18 protein-coding genes are annotated in these 17,658 nt (G+C 33.9%); 8 read left to right on the top strand and 10 right to left on the bottom strand.

The window, feature by feature from the left end; genetic code table 11:
• Positions 1–7: 7 nt before the first annotated feature.
• Positions 8–2,674, bottom strand: a complete 2,667-nt coding sequence (gene aceE / locus A9G22_RS01010) for a pyruvate dehydrogenase (acetyl-transferring), homodimeric type (RefSeq protein WP_065585788.1) — start codon at positions 2,672–2,674, stop codon at positions 8–10.
• Between the two features lie 363 nt (positions 2,675–3,037).
• Between aceE and lipB the strand changes: the two genes are divergently transcribed.
• Positions 3,038–3,658, top strand: a complete 621-nt coding sequence (gene lipB / locus A9G22_RS01005) for a lipoyl(octanoyl) transferase LipB (RefSeq protein ID WP_075508167.1) — start codon at positions 3,038–3,040, stop codon at positions 3,656–3,658.
• A gap of 10 nt (positions 3,659–3,668) precedes the next feature.
• Positions 3,669–4,628 (top strand): lipoyl synthase, encoded by a 960-nt coding sequence (gene lipA / locus A9G22_RS01000; protein WP_065585786.1) that lies wholly within the window; start codon positions 3,669–3,671, stop codon positions 4,626–4,628.
• Between the two features lie 38 nt (positions 4,629–4,666).
• Here the strand turns inward: lipA and A9G22_RS00995 are convergent, their stop codons facing one another.
• A complete protein-coding gene (locus tag A9G22_RS00995) occupies positions 4,667–6,439 on the bottom strand; it encodes a DUF3413 domain-containing protein (RefSeq protein ID WP_065585785.1) in 1,773 nt (590 codons plus the stop codon).
• A 337-nt stretch (positions 6,440–6,776) separates the two neighbouring features.
• On the opposite strand from A9G22_RS00995, the gene A9G22_RS00990 reads away from it, so the two are divergent.
• The 3 genes from A9G22_RS00990 to A9G22_RS00980 all read left to right on the top strand — a co-directional run bounded on the left by A9G22_RS00990 (position 6,777) and on the right by A9G22_RS00980 (position 9,799).
• On the top strand, positions 6,777–8,402 hold the full coding sequence (locus A9G22_RS00990; protein ID WP_075508223.1) for an AAA family ATPase: 1,626 nt from the start codon (positions 6,777–6,779) through the stop codon (positions 8,400–8,402).
• Between the two features lie 148 nt (positions 8,403–8,550).
• On the top strand, positions 8,551–9,072 hold the full coding sequence (fabA, locus tag A9G22_RS00985) for a bifunctional 3-hydroxydecanoyl-ACP dehydratase/trans-2-decenoyl-ACP isomerase (protein ID WP_065585784.1): 522 nt from the start codon (positions 8,551–8,553) through the stop codon (positions 9,070–9,072).
• Between the two features lie 244 nt (positions 9,073–9,316).
• The gene (locus A9G22_RS00980; RefSeq protein WP_065585783.1) at positions 9,317–9,799 is read left to right on the top strand and encodes a thermonuclease family protein; all 483 of its coding nucleotides are present in this window, start codon (positions 9,317–9,319) and stop codon (positions 9,797–9,799) included.
• A 17-nt stretch (positions 9,800–9,816) separates the two neighbouring features.
• On the opposite strand, the gene A9G22_RS00975 is transcribed toward A9G22_RS00980, so the two are convergent.
• The 4 genes from A9G22_RS00975 to A9G22_RS00960 all read right to left on the bottom strand — a co-directional run bounded on the left by A9G22_RS00975 (position 9,817) and on the right by A9G22_RS00960 (position 12,631).
• Positions 9,817–10,095, bottom strand: a complete 279-nt coding sequence (locus A9G22_RS00975) for a DUF5339 domain-containing protein (protein ID WP_081296879.1) — start codon at positions 10,093–10,095, stop codon at positions 9,817–9,819.
• Between the two features lie 154 nt (positions 10,096–10,249).
• Complete coding sequence (gene cspE, locus A9G22_RS00970) at positions 10,250–10,459, bottom strand: transcription antiterminator/RNA stability regulator CspE (protein WP_065585781.1); 210 nt, start codon at positions 10,457–10,459, stop codon at positions 10,250–10,252.
• Between the two features lie 303 nt (positions 10,460–10,762).
• Positions 10,763–11,572, bottom strand: a complete 810-nt coding sequence (gene proC, locus A9G22_RS00965; protein ID WP_075508166.1) for a pyrroline-5-carboxylate reductase — start codon at positions 11,570–11,572, stop codon at positions 10,763–10,765.
• Between the two features lie 117 nt (positions 11,573–11,689).
• Positions 11,690–12,631 (bottom strand): type IV pilus twitching motility protein PilT, encoded by a 942-nt coding sequence (locus tag A9G22_RS00960; protein ID WP_075508165.1) that lies wholly within the window; start codon positions 12,629–12,631, stop codon positions 11,690–11,692.
• A 39-nt stretch (positions 12,632–12,670) separates the two neighbouring features.
• On the opposite strand from A9G22_RS00960, the gene A9G22_RS00955 reads away from it, so the two are divergent.
• Both A9G22_RS00955 and A9G22_RS00950 read left to right on the top strand, forming a co-directional pair.
• Positions 12,671–13,372 (top strand): YggS family pyridoxal phosphate-dependent enzyme, encoded by a 702-nt coding sequence (locus A9G22_RS00955; RefSeq protein WP_075508164.1) that lies wholly within the window; start codon positions 12,671–12,673, stop codon positions 13,370–13,372.
• Positions 13,373–13,409: 37 nt separating this feature from the next.
• The gene (locus A9G22_RS00950) at positions 13,410–13,967 is read left to right on the top strand and encodes a YggT family protein (protein WP_065585777.1); all 558 of its coding nucleotides are present in this window, start codon (positions 13,410–13,412) and stop codon (positions 13,965–13,967) included.
• A gap of 36 nt (positions 13,968–14,003) precedes the next feature.
• Here the strand turns inward: A9G22_RS00950 and A9G22_RS00945 are convergent, their stop codons facing one another.
• From A9G22_RS00945 to corA, 4 genes are all read right to left on the bottom strand, one after another.
• Positions 14,004–14,426, bottom strand: a complete 423-nt coding sequence (locus A9G22_RS00945; RefSeq protein WP_075508163.1) for a YcgN family cysteine cluster protein — start codon at positions 14,424–14,426, stop codon at positions 14,004–14,006.
• Positions 14,423–14,668: a YcgL domain-containing protein gene (locus tag A9G22_RS00940; RefSeq protein WP_075508222.1), complete on the bottom strand. Its 246-nt coding sequence runs from the start codon at positions 14,666–14,668 to the stop codon at positions 14,423–14,425. Before A9G22_RS00940 ends, A9G22_RS00945 begins: the two co-directional genes overlap by 4 nt.
• Positions 14,669–14,696: 28 nt before the next feature.
• A complete protein-coding gene (locus A9G22_RS00935; RefSeq protein ID WP_075508162.1) occupies positions 14,697–15,656 on the bottom strand; it encodes a glucokinase in 960 nt (319 codons plus the stop codon).
• Between the two features lie 218 nt (positions 15,657–15,874).
• Entirely contained in the window at positions 15,875–16,816 is a 942-nt protein-coding gene (gene corA, locus A9G22_RS00930) for a magnesium/cobalt transporter CorA (protein WP_065585774.1), read from the bottom strand.
• A 216-nt stretch (positions 16,817–17,032) separates the two neighbouring features.
• Between corA and A9G22_RS00925 the strand changes: the two genes are divergently transcribed.
• The gene (locus tag A9G22_RS00925) at positions 17,033–17,560 is read left to right on the top strand and encodes a single-stranded DNA-binding protein (protein ID WP_065585773.1); all 528 of its coding nucleotides are present in this window, start codon (positions 17,033–17,035) and stop codon (positions 17,558–17,560) included.
• Positions 17,561–17,658 lie beyond the last annotated feature (98 nt).

The following is a 17,658-nucleotide window of genomic DNA, read 5'->3' as shown; positions in this document are numbered from 1 at the left end:
CAACCTCTTATGCAATTCGTGGATTAAGTTTGTCAGCATTGATTTCGAATTTTTTAATCGCTTCTTCAACAACGCTAACTTCGATATCACCACGTTTAGCAAGTTCACCCAATGCTGCAACAACAACATAAGATGCATCAACTTCAAAGTGATGGCGTAAATTTTCACGGCTATCACTGCGACCAAAGCCGTCAGTACCAAGCACTCGATAACTTTCAGCAGGTACAAATCCACGAATTTGCTCAGCAAAAATTTTCATATAATCAGTTGAAACTACTGCTGGATTGTTATTCATAATTTGTGCAACATAAGGCACTTTTGGTGTTTCACTTGGATGTAGCATATTGTATCGTTCACAATCTTGTCCATCACGAGCAAGTTCAGTAAATGATGTTACACTATAAACTTCGGAACTAATACCATAGTTTTTAGCTAAGATGTCAGCCGCATCACGTACATGACGTAAAATCGAACCAGAACCTAATAACTGAACAGTCGGTTTACCTTTTTGACCTTCAACAGTATCAAGTTTATAAATACCACGACGAATGCCTTCTTCTGCACCTTCTGGCATTGCAGGCTGTGCATAGTTTTCATTGAGTGTTGTAATATAGTAGTAAACGTTTTCTTGTTCGCCATACATACGACGTAAACCATCTTGCATAATAACCGCAACTTCATAAGCATAAGCAGGATCATATGAGATACAGTTAGGTATGGTTAATGATTGAATGTGGCTGTGACCATCTTGATGTTGTAAGCCTTCACCATTTAATGTTGTACGACCTGATGTACCACCGATCATAAATCCGCGTGCTTGTTGATCGCCAGCTGCCCACATTAAATCGCCAATACGTTGGAAACCAAACATAGAATAATAAATGTAGAATGGAATCATTGGGAAATCATTGGTGCTATATGATGTCGCAGCAGCTAACCATGAAGCCGTTGCACCACATTCATTAATCCCTTCTTGTAAAATTTGACCTTTTTCGTCTTCACGATAATAAGCAACTTGCTCTTTATCTTGTGGTGTATATTGTTGCCCATGTGGATTATAAATCCCAATTTGACGGAATAAGCCTTCCATACCAAAAGTACGCGCTTCATCAGCCAAAATAGGTACTAAGCGTGGTGCTAATTCTTTATCCTTAAGCATGATGTTAAGTGCACGGACAAACGCAATTGTGGTTGAAATTTCTTTTGATTGTGCTTCAAGTAATGACGAAAATTCGCTTAATGATGGAATAGAGATCGTACCAGAGAATTTGGTTAATCTTGATGGAACATAGCCATGTAATGCATTACGACGTTCATGAATATATTTGTATTCTGGCGTGTGTTCCTCAAATTTGATATAAGGTAATTTTTCAAGTGCTTCATCTGTTACAGGAATATTGAAGAAATCACGAACATGACGCACACCATCCATATTCATTTTTTTCACTTGGTGAGCAATATTTTTTGCTTCGGCTGCTGCCCCCATACCATAACCTTTAATGGTATGAGCAAGAATAACAGTTGGGCGATCTTTAGTTTCTTTGGCTCGTTGGAATGCAGCAAACATTTTAGCTGGATCTTGACCACCACGGTTTAATCTAAAGATTTCTTCATCAGACATATCTTTAACGAGTTCTGCAGTTTCAGGATATTTACCAAAGAAATGCTCGCGAACATAAGCACCGTCTTTTGATTTTAATGTTTGATAATCGCCATCAAGCGTTTCGTTCATTAGACGAATTAATTTACCTGATTTATCTTTTTGTAGTAATTTATCCCAACGATCACCCCACAGAACTTTAATGACATTCCAACCTGCACCAGCAAATACGCCTTCAAGCTCATTAATAATTTTACCATTACCGGTTACTGGACCATCTAATCGTTGTAAGTTACAGTTGATAACAAATACCAAATTATCTAACTTTTCACGCGTTGCAAGGGTGATTGCACCTTTTGATTCTGGTTCATCCATCTCACCATCGCCTAAGAAAGCATAGACAGTTTGTTCAGAAGTATCTTTTAGACCACGATTTTCTAAATATTTTAAAAAACGAGCTTGATAAATAGCACTAATAGGACCAAGCCCCATTGATACTGTTGGGAATTGCCAAAATTCAGGGAGTAATTTAGGATGAGGATAAGAAGGTAGTCCTTTTCCATGTACTTCTTGACGAAAATTATCAAGTTGCTCTTCGGTTAAACGACCTTCAATAAATGCTCGTGAATAAACGCCCGGTGAAATATGTCCTTGGAAATAAATTAAGTCACCACCATCTTTTTCGTTGCGTGCACGGAAAAAATGATTAAAGCAAACTTCATAAAATGTAGCAGCAGACTGAAACGATGCCATATGACCGCCAAGTTCCAGATCTTTTTTTGAAGCCCTTAGCACCATCATAATTGCATTCCAACGAACAATTGAACGAATGCGTCTTTCTATTTCCCAATCGCCAGGATAAGCAGGTTGTTCTTCTACTGGAATTGTATTGACATAATTACTTGTTGAAGAACCAAAAAGTAGTGGAACACCACCATCTCTTGCTTTATTGACTATTTGTTCAATAATATATTGTGCACGTTCGATACCTTCTTCACGAATAATTGAATCAAGACTTTTGAGCCAATCTTGTGTTTCAACGGGATCGATATCATTCACTTGCATGTCCGACATATAAAAACCTCTTTTTTGTTAAAAAAAATGCAGTATTTGCTATCCTTAGCTATAAATAACTATATAAATTACAATCCTGCATTATGGAGTTTCATTTGCATCAGTCTGCCATTTTCATAAAAAAAGTAAAGCAAACCAAAGCTTAGAAAAGAATGTTAATTCCTATCAAATTAATCAACTATTTCAATGGTAACATTTAAAACAATGTTAGTTGTTTGATAAAAACCAAATTTTACTAATGAATAAATACAAAAAAATAGCTATAATGTCTATACCGAAATCATCTACAAGTTGTCAAATTGTAGTAAAATCTGATATATATTTATAAATTTTTTGTTAATACCAATGACAATAAGCAATATCATGAACATTAATGATGTTATCATCAAAGACCTACACGTTGTTCCCTATATGCAAACTTATCAAGATATGCATGAGTTTACCCAAAATCGTAATGAACAAACACCTGATGAAATTTGGTTAGTAGAACATCACCCCGTCTTTACCCAAGGTAAAGTGGGTAAAGCTGAACATTTATTAAATCATACGAATATTCCTGTTATTCAAACTGATCGCGGCGGTCAAATTACTTATCATGCTCCCGGCCAACAAATCATGTATATCCTAATTGATTTAAGAAGACGCAATATTGGCATTCGTGATATGGTGAGTTTTTTAGAAAATTGTGTCATTCAAACTTTAGCATACTATGGTATTATAGCCTACACAAAAGCAGAGGCTCCAGGTGTATATATTAATCATAAAAAAATATGTTCGCTTGGTTTGCATATAAACCGAGGCTGCACACTACATGGACTGGCATTAAATATTGATATGGATCTTACCCCTTTCAATAACATTAATCCTTGTGGTTACGCTGGATTACAAATGACACAATTAAAAGACTATGTTTTAAACATTGACCGCAACGAAATAAAACAACTATTAACCGATAACTTTATTAATCATCTATCAAAGTATTAAGATACCAATTATGCCAAATAATGAAACAATAATCAGAAGCTCAAAATATCGTGATGCTGACAAAACACGCTTAATCCCAACAATCACATTAGAAGATGTAGCACCACTAAAAAAGCCCGAATGGATGCGAATTAAATTATCTGCTCACTCTGATAATATTGCACATATCAAAAATACCATGCGTAAACATGGATTGCATTCAGTTTGTGAAGAAGCCTCTTGTCCTAATTTAGCTGAATGCTTTAACCATGGTACAGCCACTTTTATGATTTTAGGCGATATTTGTACTCGCCGTTGCCCATTTTGCGATGTTGCACATGGTAGACCATTACCACCAGATCGTGAAGAACCCATAAAACTAGCTAAAACAATTCAAGAGATGAAGTTGCGCTATGTTGTTATTACTTCAGTGGATAGGGACGATTTAAAAGATGGCGGTGCAAGTCATTTTGCCTCTTGTACTCAAGAAATCCGGACATTAAATCCAAATATAAAAATTGAAACACTAACTCCTGACTTTCGTGGCTGTATTGATGAAGCAATTGATGTGTTAAGTGATAATCCTCCCGACGTATTTAATCATAACTTAGAAAACATTCCTCGTTTATATAAACAAATCCGCCCTGGTGCTAACTATGAAGGATCACTCAAATTACTAGCAGCGTTTAAAGAACGACATCCTGAAATTCCAACAAAGTCGGGCTTGATGGTTGGACTAGGTGAAACAAACGAGGAATTAATTAAAGTATTAAAAGATTTACGAAGTAATGGTGTCACTATGTTAACGCTGGGGCAATATTTGCAACCTAGTAAATATCACTTACCAGTTGAACGTTATGTTTCACCACAAGAATTTGAAGAATTGAAGCAAACAGCATTAAATATGGGATTTACTCATGCTGCTTGTGGACCATTTGTGCGTTCATCTTATCATGCTGATTTACAAGCAATGGGCAAAGAGGTGAAGTAATCTTCACCCTATTTTTATTATTCTCTTTAAAAGATAAATCAATTATCCACGACCATAAAACGGCGATTTTCGGTAACGACTTGTAAAAAGATCGGCAAGCTGATTTTTTCGCCTTTTTGTAATTTACCATTAAGATCATAAATTTTAGAACGACCAAAGGCATCTAGAACAACAGTGTTATCATCGTAAAGTGCAGCAATCGTATTCTCATCACCAGCAACTATCCATTGTCTAGACTTTTGGTTAAATAGATTTTTACCTTGACTATATTGCTGTGGTGGCGTAGAGACGTGAAATATTTCTTGCATTAATGTACACATAATATCCGTTTGCGAGGTTGTTTCTGTGATTTGAGCACTGTCTTTATTAGGCCATGACATAATCAATGGTACTTTTAATGATGCACGATTAAAATTGCTACCTGTATTGCGTAATACTATTTTTTTGGCTTCATCAATTTTAATATCATTCGATCCAGTAATAATAATAACCGTATCATTATAAGCATTAGATAATTTTAAATAAGCAATTAATGATTTAATATACTGATCCAATTTTTTAGCTTCAGATTGGAGAGCGGACAGCGAAACTTTTTTGTTTTTATCACTCAACGAATATTGGATAATAGAAAACGAAGGTGTGTGATTATTTAGGTTATTTTGTTCTTTATGCCATTTCATCCAGTTTTCGGTTATCTGTTTATTAGACTGTCTTTTAGGCTCTGGTATTGAAAAATTAGATAACAAAGCCGAACGATATAAAGGTTCTGCAAAGCCATCTGCTGAAAATAGACCTAAATTATAGTGCTGCTTACTAACAACCTCGAGCAATACAGACGGTTTATGCCCAACAAGAATACTATTATAGTAATTAGGATCTAATCCATAAAACAATGAAAAATCATTCAAATACGATTGATTACTTGCACCATAATGATTAGTAAAGGAAATATTATCTTGAGAAAATTCATTTAACCACGGCATATATTTAGTTAACAAATTAGCATTCCATCCTTCAATAGCAATCATTATCACGTTATTTTTTATTGGCTTCTGATCATAAACAATATGTCCTAACGGATACTCAATTGTCATCGCAAAAGGATTTCCTTCTAGAGCAACACGATCGCGATAACCGTTTTCTTTCATAAAGCCATACCGTTCAAGAAAATGGCGAGCAGTTAAAGGATAAGAAAGTGGAAGACTTGAGCGTTGCATGGTAATTGGTCGATAAAAATTAGCATCAGCCCAGCTATGAATCAAATGCGAGGCAACGAAGCAAACAATAAAAAGAATTACTACTGGTTTTGCATAGCATTTGCGTTTACTTAAGCTACGTAGTTTTTTCCAACTCCATAATGAAAATAAAATTTCAATCAATAAAATAAATGGAATGGCAATAAATATCGTACTTAAATAAGAAACTTTTTGCGATGAAAATAATTGCCAAATTGACAAATTAAGATGCATTCTAAAATGCGAAAAAACTTCAATATCAATAATCAGTAATGAAATACCGATTGTTGCAAAAACCGTTGCAATAATCCTTTGCCAGCGAGACGAATGAATAAAAAAACTTAACGGAAAAAGTAAAATTAAATAAGCAATAAAGGTCAAATAACTGAAATGACCAATGGCGCTAATGATTGCATAAAATCGGCCCATAAAAGTACGGGGCCAATCCGCAATGAGTAAATATTGGCTCCCCAATAAAATTACAACAAAAATATTAAACAACGTAAACCAATGACCCCAGCTAACAATTTGTGAGGCACGATCGTCTTTGAAGTAAGTATTTTTGATTTTGAGCATATTAAGTCGTTACTAATGGTGATAATGAAGATTTATAAACATTAAATTATGCTTTAGTTTACCTGATTTTGAAAAATCTTTCTGTAAATTTTTTATTTGTTAGCATAAAGATTTTGGTAATCTGTTGGCGATACATCGGATACTTGTTATAATTTGAAGATGAAATAAGTTAACAAAAAAGACAACAACTTTGGCAATTACACAACTCAATGCACAACAGATCCAACCTGATTTATCTTATATTTCTGCATTCAGACACGAAACTAATGCTTCAACAGCCTTAGTGTCAGAAAAATCAGAACATTTACTCATGTGGCAACCACGTGTTGCTTCCGCTTTGTCACTGTTATGCCCCAAGAAAAGAGTATGTTACAGCCCACGCTTTATGCTGCTTAAAGCTCCTGAAAGTGAGCTTTTTTTTGATTTACTAAGGCAAGCTATTAAACTTGATTTAACTTCAACTCCACTCGGTTATCGTTATTTTTGTAACGAAAGCAAAATTACACTAACCGAAGCGAAAAGCAAGCAAGATAAATTTGCAACTCAAGACAATTGTTTATTTGCCACATCTGTTGATGCTGAAAAACTGTTTGGTTGTGTTAGACAACCTGAAAATGCACCAATTAAATTACAAGCAGGACTGGTTCATCGTGCTAATGGTGGCGTTTTAATTTTAGGTCTTCGGTCGCTACTTAGCCAACCGTCGCTATGGACAAAGCTAAAGCAAATGGTAATAACACAAAAATTTGAGTGGGGTTCATCTGACGAATCTCATCCTTTACCCTTATCTATCCCTCCTATGCCACTTGATTTACGTATCATTTTAGTGGGGGATAGATTAAGTTTAGCAGAATTACAAGATTTCGAACCTGAATTTTACTCAACATCTATTTATACTGAATTTGAAAATGAATTACAGGTTAAATCACCCAAACAACTTGAACACTGGATTAACTACTTGAAATTTATTGCCAGTAAACAGCAATTACCTGATATTGATACCTCGGCTTTTGCAAAAATTTACAAAGCAGCAACACGCTATACTGGTGATCAATATTACCTACCCCTGTCTGTTGATTGGGTTAATTCATTATTAGTCAATGCAACTTACTTTATGCAAAATAATGTAATAGATGAATCAGCGATTACAACGGCGATAAAGAAAAAATCATGGCACGAAGATTATTTGCAAGAACGGCTACATGAGGAAATCTTTAGTAATCAAATAATGATTAATACTAAAGATCAAGTCGTTGGGCAAATAAATGGCTTATCGGTAATTGAATATCCTGGAAATCCCAAAGCTATAGGTGAACCGACACGTTTAAGTTGCCTTATTCATTTTGGCGATGGTGAGCTAATTGATATTGAACGCAAAACAGAATTAGCCGGTAATATTCACTCAAAAGGAATGATGATCATGCAAGCCTTTATCATGTCTGAGTTTGCGTTTAATCACCAATTACCTTTTTCGACTTCTTTGGTTTTTGAGCAATCTTATAGTGAAATTGATGGTGACAGTGCTTCGCTTGCCGGACTTTGTGCAATCATTAGCGCTTTATCTCAGCAACCTATTGATCAGCAATTGGCTGTAACTGGTTCTGTGGATCAATTTGGCCATGTCCAAGCAATTGGTGGTGTAAATGAAAAAATTGAAGGCTTTTTTGCTGTTTGTCAGCATCAAGGCTTAACAGGTCAACAAGGAGTGATCATACCAGCCACCAATCAACGCCATCTAAGTTTAAGTGATAAAGTCATTGAAGCCATCGAACAAGAGAAATTTTCAATATGGACAGTGGAACATATTGCAGATGCACTTTATTTGCTCACGGGTATACCTTATAAAGATAAAAGTAGTATCAACCTTTACCAGTTAATTCATGCACGTATGCAGGCAGTATTATTACAAGACAAAAAACAAGATAGTTGGCTAAGTAAATGGCAAAGATATTGCAAAAAGTGACAATAACCAATAAACTTTAGCTCATAATTTCATTAATTAATGGGATAAAACAAAACGTTTTTATCGCTTTTGAATTTTTATAACATAGTTCTAAATAATCTATTCTTTGAACCATGAAAGTAATAACAACAAATAAAAAGGTTTTTTTATGACATTTGAACGTAAATCATCGTACGATAAAGCAGACTTAATTAAATCAGGAAATAATAAACTATTTGGCCATGATGGACCTCCATTACCATCGGATTTAATGTTAATGATGGATCGTATTATCGAAATGAATGAAAACGGTGGTAATTTTGGAAAAGGTTTTGTCGAGGCAGAACTTGATATTAATCCTGATTTATGGTTTTTTAAATGTCATTTTAAAAACGACCCAGTTATGCCTGGCTGCCTAGGACTTGATGCTATGTGGCAATTAGTTGGTTTTTATTTAGGTTGGATTGGCGGTAAGGGTAAAGGACGTGCTTTAGGTGTTGGTGAGGTAAAATTCACCGGACAAGTATTACCAACGAATAAAAAAGTGACCTATAAAATCCATTTCAAACGCGTAATTAATCGTAAATTAATTATGGGGATTGGTGATGGTGAAGTTTTTGTTGATGGTAAACTAATTTATCAAGCATCTGATTTAAAAGTAGGTTTATTCCAAGATACCAACGCTTTTTAATTTAAAGCTATTCTTTTTTCAGCCTTACTTAATATATAAGTAAGGCTACATTTCATTCCTTGTTTTATTAAATAAAGAAAAAATAAACTATCACTGTATAGTTATTTTTTGTTGATAGTTGTTTAAAGTACGAACAACTACTAAATTAATGGTTAACTATTAAACTAAAAATACCATTACAACTTAATGGGATCCAATAATCGATGTATAATGCTATAAATTTTACATCTTTCTTTTATTAATAATGAAATTTTTTAAACGTTTATTTATTTGCATTGTTTTATTTTGTTTATCAAATGCGCTAGCTTATGCTGATTTCAATGGTAAAGTCGTTAAAGTCATTGATGGCGACACGGTAGATATTTTAACCATAAAAAAACGAAAAATTCGTGTCCGTTTGTCGGATATTGATGCTCCAGAAAAAAAACAAGCCTATGGTAATGTATCACGAAAATATTTAGCTTCGCTCATTGCAGGTAAAAATGTTTTTGTTAAAGAAAATAAGAAAGATATCTATAAAAGAACCTTAGGTACTATTTTCTTAAATAAAGTGAATATCAATGCTAAAATGGTCGAAAGTGGTTATGCTTGGGCGTATCGTTATAAAGGTGTAGCTAATAACAAAATCATGGTAAAATTAGAGGCAAGAGCTAAACAAAACAAAAAAGGACTATGGAAAGATAAACATCCAATAGCCCCTTGGGATTTTCGTCATAATAGACGATAAATTTTCTTATAAAATTTTTATCTTTTAGGTAAAGAAGCTTCAATTTGTTTGAGTAAATCTATGGCTTGCTCACAAGCTGAATCTTGGTTTTCTGCCGATAATGAGGAAATTTGTTGTTTACCCATTTCTAAGCTTTGCTTGATTACATCAGTTTGTTGTTTAGTTACTGTATCTTCTGGGATAACTTTAACTAAACTGTCGAGTTTATCAAAATAGGTTTTACATGATTCAGATAAATCAGCTATTGCAACTGGACAAGCGCCCAATAACGCAATAGATAACACTAACTTTTTCATTATTTTTCCTTATATAAAATATGTTTATTCATGATTTCATTAAAAATATCAATCAATTTTATGTAAAAACAGACTTATTATAAAGAATCGAAGGTGGAGAGTCTATCTTATCAGTAACCCTTTACTGATAAGATAATAAGATAGAGTGTAAATTTTAGATAATTGTAACATCAGCAGCTGAAGGACCACGAGGGCTGTCTTGAATAGAGAATTCTACTTGTTGACCTTCACCTAATGTTTTGAATCCATCACCAGAAATTGCAGAGAAATGTACAAATACATCTTTACTGCCATCAGCAGGAGAAATGAAACCAAAACCTTTACTTTCGTTGAACCATTTAACTTGACCAGTTTTCTTAGACATAATAATCTTCCTATAAATAAATTAATCTCAGCCACTGAGGGCCATATTCAAAAACATAAAACCTAGACTACTTATTAACACTAAGAAGAAGATACTGAAGAAAACTAATCCCTAAGACATAGTAAACTACAAACTACATATATCGAAATGTTACAAAATAAATCCGCATGTCATATGCTTATTTCTATTTACTCATAATTAGTTTACTAATGCAAGCAATCTTTTTAAAAATTGTTCATTAGTTTATTAATAGAATCATTTTCAATGCCACTTTAAATATATAACGTTATAATTTTTATAATGTTAATTCTTTGTCATTGCTTGAGATTTTTTTATCGTTGCTTCTACTGCATCTATAACAGCCGATCTAAATCCTTTAGCCTCAAGCTGTTGCACACCTTCAATTGTTGTGCCCGCTGGTGAGCAAACCATATCTTTTAACTCACCAGGATGTTTACCTGTTTCTAATAATAGTTTTGCCGATCCCAAAACTGCTTGTCCAGCAAACTTATAAGCTTGTTTTCTTGATAATCCACCTTTAACTGCACCATCCGCTAACGCTTCAATAAACATAAACACAAAAGCTGGAGAAGAACCACTTGCACCAATAACTGCATCAATTAAATATTCTGGCACAACTTCAGTTTCACCTATACAATTTAGTAATGTTTTTACAATGTTTAACTCTTCATCGGTAACTTCAGTGTTTGGACTAATTGAACACATTGCTGCATTAACCAATGCCGGTGTATTTGGCATAACACGTATAATTTTTTGCTCATAGCCCACATAATTTGCAATTGTTTTAATGGTAACACCAGCAGCAATTGAAATAACAATAGTATTCTTTTTTAATTCTTTTTGAATATTATTTAATACATCAACAATAACATTGGGTTTAACCGCAATTATAACAATATCTGATTCACGAGCCACATCTTTTGGTGAAAATAAATTATTGATAGAATAAGTTTCATTTAACTTCTCTCCTTTTTCTAGGTGAGTATCATAAACATAAATTTGTGTTCCTGGTACAATATTGCTCACCAAAAGACCTTGCAATATGGCATTACCCATATTACCTAAACCAATTAACCCAATGCGTTGTTTCATTTTACCCTCTTCTATAAAAGACTATTTAAAAGATTATAAATGATTTTAGATATAAAACTGAAAATTTTATATCCTAAGAAATTAATTCATTACTTTGATAAAAAATAACAGATTCTATTAACTTTCAGGCATCACTTGCATGCCATATTGTTGTCCAGTCTGCATAAGAGAAAAGATTTGTTTGATTTTACCTTCATTAATTAAATTGCTGACAGCTGGTGTATTGATAAGTACTTCAAATAGTGCTTTACGACCATTTTCAACAGGGACTAGTTTTTGGTTTATAATAGCTTTTAAACTATTAGAGAGTTGCAAGCGAATAAAATCTCGTGAACTATCTTCAAATACATCAATAATACGATTAATTGCCTGAATAGCAGAACTAGTATGCAAAGTGGCAAAAACCAAATGACCCGTTTCAGCAGCAGTTAATGCTGCTTGAATTGAATATTTGTTACGTAATTCGCCTAACAATATAATATCGGGATCCTGCCGCAAAAAACCATCAATTGCATGTCTAAAATTTGCTAATTCTCGTTGCTGAATTAATGATTTATCATTTTGGTAAATATACTCAATCGGATCTTCTAAGGTGATAATATGCTTAGCAACTGTTGAATTTATATATTGAATTAATGATGCCAAAGTGGTCGATTTACCACTTCCTGTTGCCCCCGTGACAAGAATCATTCCTGATTTAATTATAGCAAGCTCTCTAAAAATAGTGGGAGCTTTGATTTGTGATAGGGTTGGAATACAATGATTAAGAACACGAAACACAGCTGAAATACCGCGTTGTTGATAAAAAATATTTACCCTAAATCGCCCTACTTCAGCCAAATGATAAGCAAAATCTATTTGCCTATATTGTTTTAAGGTATCAATTTGTGATTGTTCCAGCAAATTGAATAATTCAATTTCAAGTTCTAATGGTGATAATTTATCTTTAGATAAAAACTGTAATTGCCCATTAACTCGAATGCATGGTGCTTCACCACTTGAAAGATGCAAATCTGACGCATTTTGAGTTACACTAAGAGCCAAAATTGAGTTTAACATTAAACTTCGCCTACTAATAATTACCAATTGGGAATTAACATGAATACAATACATGACAATTTAATTGCTATTAAAAATGAAATTGAAAAAATTGCATCAAAGTGCGAACGAGATCCCAATACAATAGAACTTATTGCAGTCAGTAAAACCAAACCTGTACAACAAATCGCCGAAGCAATAAACGCTGGCCAATTCGCTTTTGGTGAAAACTATGTCCAAGAAGGCATAGAAAAGATTAAATATTTTAAACAAATCATGCCAAATAGGGTACTTTCATGGCATTTTATTGGTCCTTTACAATCCAACAAAAGCAAATTAGTCGCTGAACATTTTGACTGGATACATACCATTGATCGATTTAAAATTGCACAGCGTTTAAATGATCAGCGCCCAGCTGACATGATGAAACTAAATGTCTTAATTCAAGTTAATATTAGTCAAGAAGCCAGTAAATCGGGCGTTGCTCCTGAAGAAGTTACAGATTTAATAAAACAAATTATAGCACTACCCAATCTACATTTACGTGGATTAATGGCCATTCCAGAAATAGAAAATGATTTTGATAAACAACTAAATGCCTTTACCAAAATGCAAAAACTTTTGTACTCTTTACAAGCTGATTATCCATGTATGGACACATTATCCATGGGCATGAGTGGCGACATGCAAGCCGCTATTGTTGCTGGTAGCACTATGGTTCGCATTGGTACAGCAATCTTTGGTGCAAGGCATTATTTGTGATATATTACCTAAATATGTTTATTTTAAGGAGTCTTAAATGACATCGCTTTATTTTCTAGGTAATACTGTCTTAACGGTATGTCTATATGTTTTGATATTGCGTTTATGGATGCAACAAGTACGAGTAAATTTCTATAATCCTTTTACCCAATTTATTGTCCGTATTACTCAACCAATTATTGGCCCATTACGCAAAATTATTCCTTCAATTGGGCGTATTGATACCGCCACATGGTTACTTTTATATCTATTTTCATTAATTAAAATTATTTTCATTTTTTATTATAAAACAACTAATACACCAATTTGGTCTGCTGACTATCTTTTTTTAGCTATTGCCGCAATGGTTCATGCACTTGGACATTTATTATTTTGGTTATTATTATTTCGAGCAATTTTAAGTTGGGTTAGCCGTGGGCCATCAAATGCAGATGAACTACTTGCTCAGTTAACCGAACCACTCATTGCACCGATACGACGTATTGTGCCTCCTATTGGTATGATCGATATTTCATTCATGATTTTTGTATTTATTCTGATGTTTTTAAATATGTTTGCTATCGATCTTTTCGGCTATTTGTGGCTGTTACTTTAAAGCGAAAATTAAGCGGGGGAGCAACAGCTCCCTGTTTTAGATAATATGGTTTTCCCAATAAATAACATCTTTCTCATAGACAATCCGGTTTTTAACCGAAATTTTCAGCTTATGCATAAGCTTCTTATTGCCTGTAATCAGCGGATGCCAATGAGGCAATTGCCCTGTTTCAGAAAAATAACGATAAGTACAAGTTACAGGTAACCATTCAATGGTAAGAAGATTATCACGTGTTAACTTGATACAATCAGGTTCATAATCAAAGCGATTATAATAATGCTTACACTGACAAGTATTAGAGTCAAGCAAATTACAAGCCACATTGGTGTATAATATTTCTTCGGTATCTTCATCCATCAATTTATTTAAGCAACACTGTCCACAACCATCACAAAGTTGTTCCCATTCGTTATCGTTCATTTGATCTAATGTTTTAGATTCCCAAAATGGTTCAATCATACTTTGAAATCATCTTCGTTTAACATTTGTAAAAAAAATCCATCGGCCTTAATTTTTTCTTCTATTTCACTAGCGGTACCGACCACAAATTTTCTTTTGCCATCAAGCAACACTTTCATGACAAAAATAGGAGCCCCAAAAATAGATATTATTTTGTCAGGAATCGTTGAAAAATCATTTTCATTTCCCATATACAAATAGCAGTTCTCTTTTTTGGTACTTCGGTAAATATAACACCACATCATAGAATCAAACCTTTACTCATCAATATTATTTAAGACAATTTTGTAAATAAACACCTGCTCCAAACAAGCCTGGATCTTCATGTGTTATTACATAAACGGGAATTCTTTTGACTAAATATGACATACGACCTTTGTGTTCAAAAGCCTTTCTAAATGGAGAATTTTTAAAAAATTCAATAAAACGCGGTACAATACCACCAGCAATATAAACACCGCCTTGCGTGTTAAGAGTTAAAGCCAAATTACCACCAAAACGCCCCATAAAAGTACAAAAATAAGTTAAAGTTTGCAAGCAAAGTGGGCAACTTCGTGATAAAGCTTTCTTAACAATCATGTCAGGCGTAATTTCTTCTACTGGTTGATTATTAATTTGTAACAGGGCCTGATAAATATTAACAATACCATTACCTGATAAAAACCGCTCGCTAGAAACACGTCCAAATTTTTTGCGTAGTTGTACTAAAATAAGATCTTCATCATCACTTGTCATCGGAAGCTCGGTATGGCCTCCCTCACCTGGCAAGCTAATCCAACGTTGATTAACTTTTATTAAATGTGACACACCAAGTCCCGTACCAGCGCCAAAAATTGCAATTGGATAATCTAAATTGGGTTCACCACCACCAATTTGAACAAGATCTTGTTTAGGTAATTTAGGAATTGAGGTTGATACTGCAGTAAAATCATTAATCACCTCTAGTTTATCAAGCCCAAGTACCTTAATCAATTCAGACCGTGAAAACGACAAATTATTGTTTGTCATACTAATAACATCTTCGTCATCAACCGGGCAAGCAATGGCAATACAAGCCGTTTTAACGATAACAGATTGGGTATGTAAGTAATCTTTGATTAATGTTAACAATACATCATCTTTTGCGATAAGCACTTTTGTGATCGCCGATAGCTCATTAGTCCCTAAATTATAAAGTGCAAATCGGGCATTGGTTCCACCAATATCGGTGACAAGTGCATATTGATTCATATTATTTCCTTTATAATAAATTAAATTTTTTTTGTTCAAAGAACAAGCTTTACCATCAATGTAATAAAGAATAATTATTAATATTATTAATATTATTAATATTATTAATTAGTGATATTAATTTAATTAGATTATCCTAAGTGATTATTGTCAAGACGAATTTCCGCTAGGCTATATAAGGAATGATCAGATAGAGACTCAAAATTAAGTCAATAAATCTACAACCACTTCTTAAGTTTAAAATAAATATAAGGTGCAACACCCGCTAGCAACATTAATAATAATGAGAACGGATAACCATATTCCCATTTTAATTCGGGCATAAATTCAAAGTTCATACCATAAGCAGAAGCAACCACTGTTGGCGGTAAAAACACAACAGATACAACCGAGAAAATCTTAATAATTCGGCTTTGTTCAATGTTGATAAAACTAGTTGCTGCTTGCATTAAAAAGTTTACTTTTTGAAATAATGACTCATTATGAGGAACAAGTGACTCGATATCGCGAATAACTTCGCGAGCTTGCTCTAACTGATCTACCGGCATTTTTGCCCGACGAACTAAATAGTTAACCGCACGTTGACTATCCATCAAACAAAGTCGAACTTTCCATGCAGTATCTTCAAGCTCTGCTAACGAAGTAATGGCTTCATCGTAATGTTCTTGTGCTGAACGATCCATAATAATTAAGCTTAACTCTTCAAGTTCACTGTAGATATTTTCAATTTGATCGGCCAACTGCTCAACTTTTACTTCAAATAAATCAAGTAATACTTCATAAGGATTGCCATCACTCATACCTTGATAACGCGATCTCATCCGATACAAACGAAACGCTGGTAAATCACGTTCACGCAGTGTGAATAAACGCCCATTATGTACCGTAAAAGCCACTGTTGAATTACCCGCACGATCTTCCGCATCTTCATAAAAGAAGAATGAGTGAACATGTAATCCTTCATTATCCTCAAAAAAACGAGCTGACGCTTCTATATCGTCTAGTTCAATACTGGTTGCTAAGTTTTGTCCTAAATGTGTTAAAACAAAATCGCGATCGGCTTCTTCTGGTTCAATTAAATCAATCCAGGTCGCATTATTTATATCGCCTTCATTAATCTTCACTAATTGTTTGTTTTTTAATCCAAACGCATTAATCATAAGGCCTCCTATAGGGAAAATTTTTTAGAACATTGCATTAACAAACGGTTGGTATTATACTCGCTATGGCAACAAATTCCTATGTCTAAGCCGAACTTTCTATATCTTTACAAAATGAGAACAAAATTCCATTATTGGATTAAATTCGCTGATATTACTATAGTCTCATGTTACAATATGTAGCTTAAATACTTATGCAATGTTTAGGAGTTAATAATGGCCAATAGAGGAATAAATAAAGTCATTTTAGTTGGTAATTTAGGTCAAGATCCCGAAGTTCGTTACATGCCCAATGGTAATGCAGTTGCTAATTTGAGTGTTGCAACATCAGAATCATGGAAGGATAAACAAACGGGTGAAACCCGCGATCGTACAGAATGGCATCGTGTGGTTGTATTTGGTAAATTAGCTGAAATTGCTGGTGAATATTTAAAAAAAGGTTCACAAATTTATCTTGAAGGGCAATTACAAACTCGAAAATGGCAAGATCAATCAGGACAAGATCGTTACACTACAGAAGTTGTAATCAACCCAATTGGTGGTACTTTACAAATTTTAGGGACACGTAATGGCAGTGAAGGCATGAATATGGGTTCACAAAATTGGGGACAAAGTACAAATAATTCTTCATCTGCTCCAACTGCTCAATCTCGTCCTTTTACACAAAGTGCACCAACTACAGCAACACAACCGGCAGCTACACCTGAACCGCCTATGGATTTTGATGATGATATTCCATTCTAGAGTTAGCCAGAGAATGATTTTATAAAAGATATTAAAAAGGCTCTTATATTAAGGGCTTTTTCATTTTCAGTTTATTTATGTAAAGGATTAATTGACAA

This window comes from Gilliamella sp. App2-1 (assembly GCF_001690255.1).
Classification (GTDB): domain Bacteria; phylum Pseudomonadota; class Gammaproteobacteria; order Enterobacterales; family Orbaceae; genus Gilliamella; species Gilliamella apicola_G.
The sequence above is the reverse complement of the archived record's forward strand: the minus strand, read 5'-3'. Positions and strand labels throughout refer to the sequence as shown.

Excerpts from the sequence above, each read along its gene's own strand:
- A9G22_RS00935 (WP_075508162.1), bottom strand. The coding sequence starts at position 15,656 with ATGAATCAATATGCACTTGTCACCGATATTGGTGGAACCAATGCCCGA.
- corA (WP_065585774.1), bottom strand. The coding sequence starts at position 16,816 with ATGATTAATGCGTTTGGATTAAAAAACAAACAATTAGTGAAGATTAAT.
- lipB (WP_075508167.1), top strand. The coding sequence starts at position 3,038 with ATGAACATTAATGATGTTATCATCAAAGACCTACACGTTGTTCCCTAT.
- aceE (WP_065585788.1), bottom strand. The coding sequence starts at position 2,674 with ATGTCGGACATGCAAGTGAATGATATCGATCCCGTTGAAACACAAGAT.
- A9G22_RS00975 (WP_081296879.1), bottom strand. The coding sequence starts at position 10,095 with ATGAAAAAGTTAGTGTTATCTATTGCGTTATTGGGCGCTTGTCCAGTT.
- A9G22_RS00995 (WP_065585785.1), bottom strand. The coding sequence starts at position 6,439 with ATGCTCAAAATCAAAAATACTTACTTCAAAGACGATCGTGCCTCACAA.
- A9G22_RS00940 (WP_075508222.1), bottom strand. The coding sequence starts at position 14,668 with ATGTGGTGTTATATTTACCGAAGTACCAAAAAAGAGAACTGCTATTTG.
- A9G22_RS00950 (WP_065585777.1), top strand. The coding sequence starts at position 13,410 with ATGACATCGCTTTATTTTCTAGGTAATACTGTCTTAACGGTATGTCTA.
- A9G22_RS00960 (WP_075508165.1), bottom strand. The coding sequence starts at position 12,631 with ATGTTAAACTCAATTTTGGCTCTTAGTGTAACTCAAAATGCGTCAGAT.
- lipA (WP_065585786.1), top strand. The coding sequence starts at position 3,669 with ATGCCAAATAATGAAACAATAATCAGAAGCTCAAAATATCGTGATGCT.
- fabA (WP_065585784.1), top strand. The coding sequence starts at position 8,551 with ATGACATTTGAACGTAAATCATCGTACGATAAAGCAGACTTAATTAAA.
- proC (WP_075508166.1), bottom strand. The coding sequence starts at position 11,572 with ATGAAACAACGCATTGGGTTAATTGGTTTAGGTAATATGGGTAATGCC.
- A9G22_RS00925 (WP_065585773.1), top strand. The coding sequence starts at position 17,033 with ATGGCCAATAGAGGAATAAATAAAGTCATTTTAGTTGGTAATTTAGGT.
- A9G22_RS00945 (WP_075508163.1), bottom strand. The coding sequence starts at position 14,426 with ATGATTGAACCATTTTGGGAATCTAAAACATTAGATCAAATGAACGAT.
- A9G22_RS00980 (WP_065585783.1), top strand. The coding sequence starts at position 9,317 with ATGAAATTTTTTAAACGTTTATTTATTTGCATTGTTTTATTTTGTTTA.
- A9G22_RS00955 (WP_075508164.1), top strand. The coding sequence starts at position 12,671 with ATGAATACAATACATGACAATTTAATTGCTATTAAAAATGAAATTGAA.
- cspE (WP_065585781.1), bottom strand. The coding sequence starts at position 10,459 with ATGTCTAAGAAAACTGGTCAAGTTAAATGGTTCAACGAAAGTAAAGGT.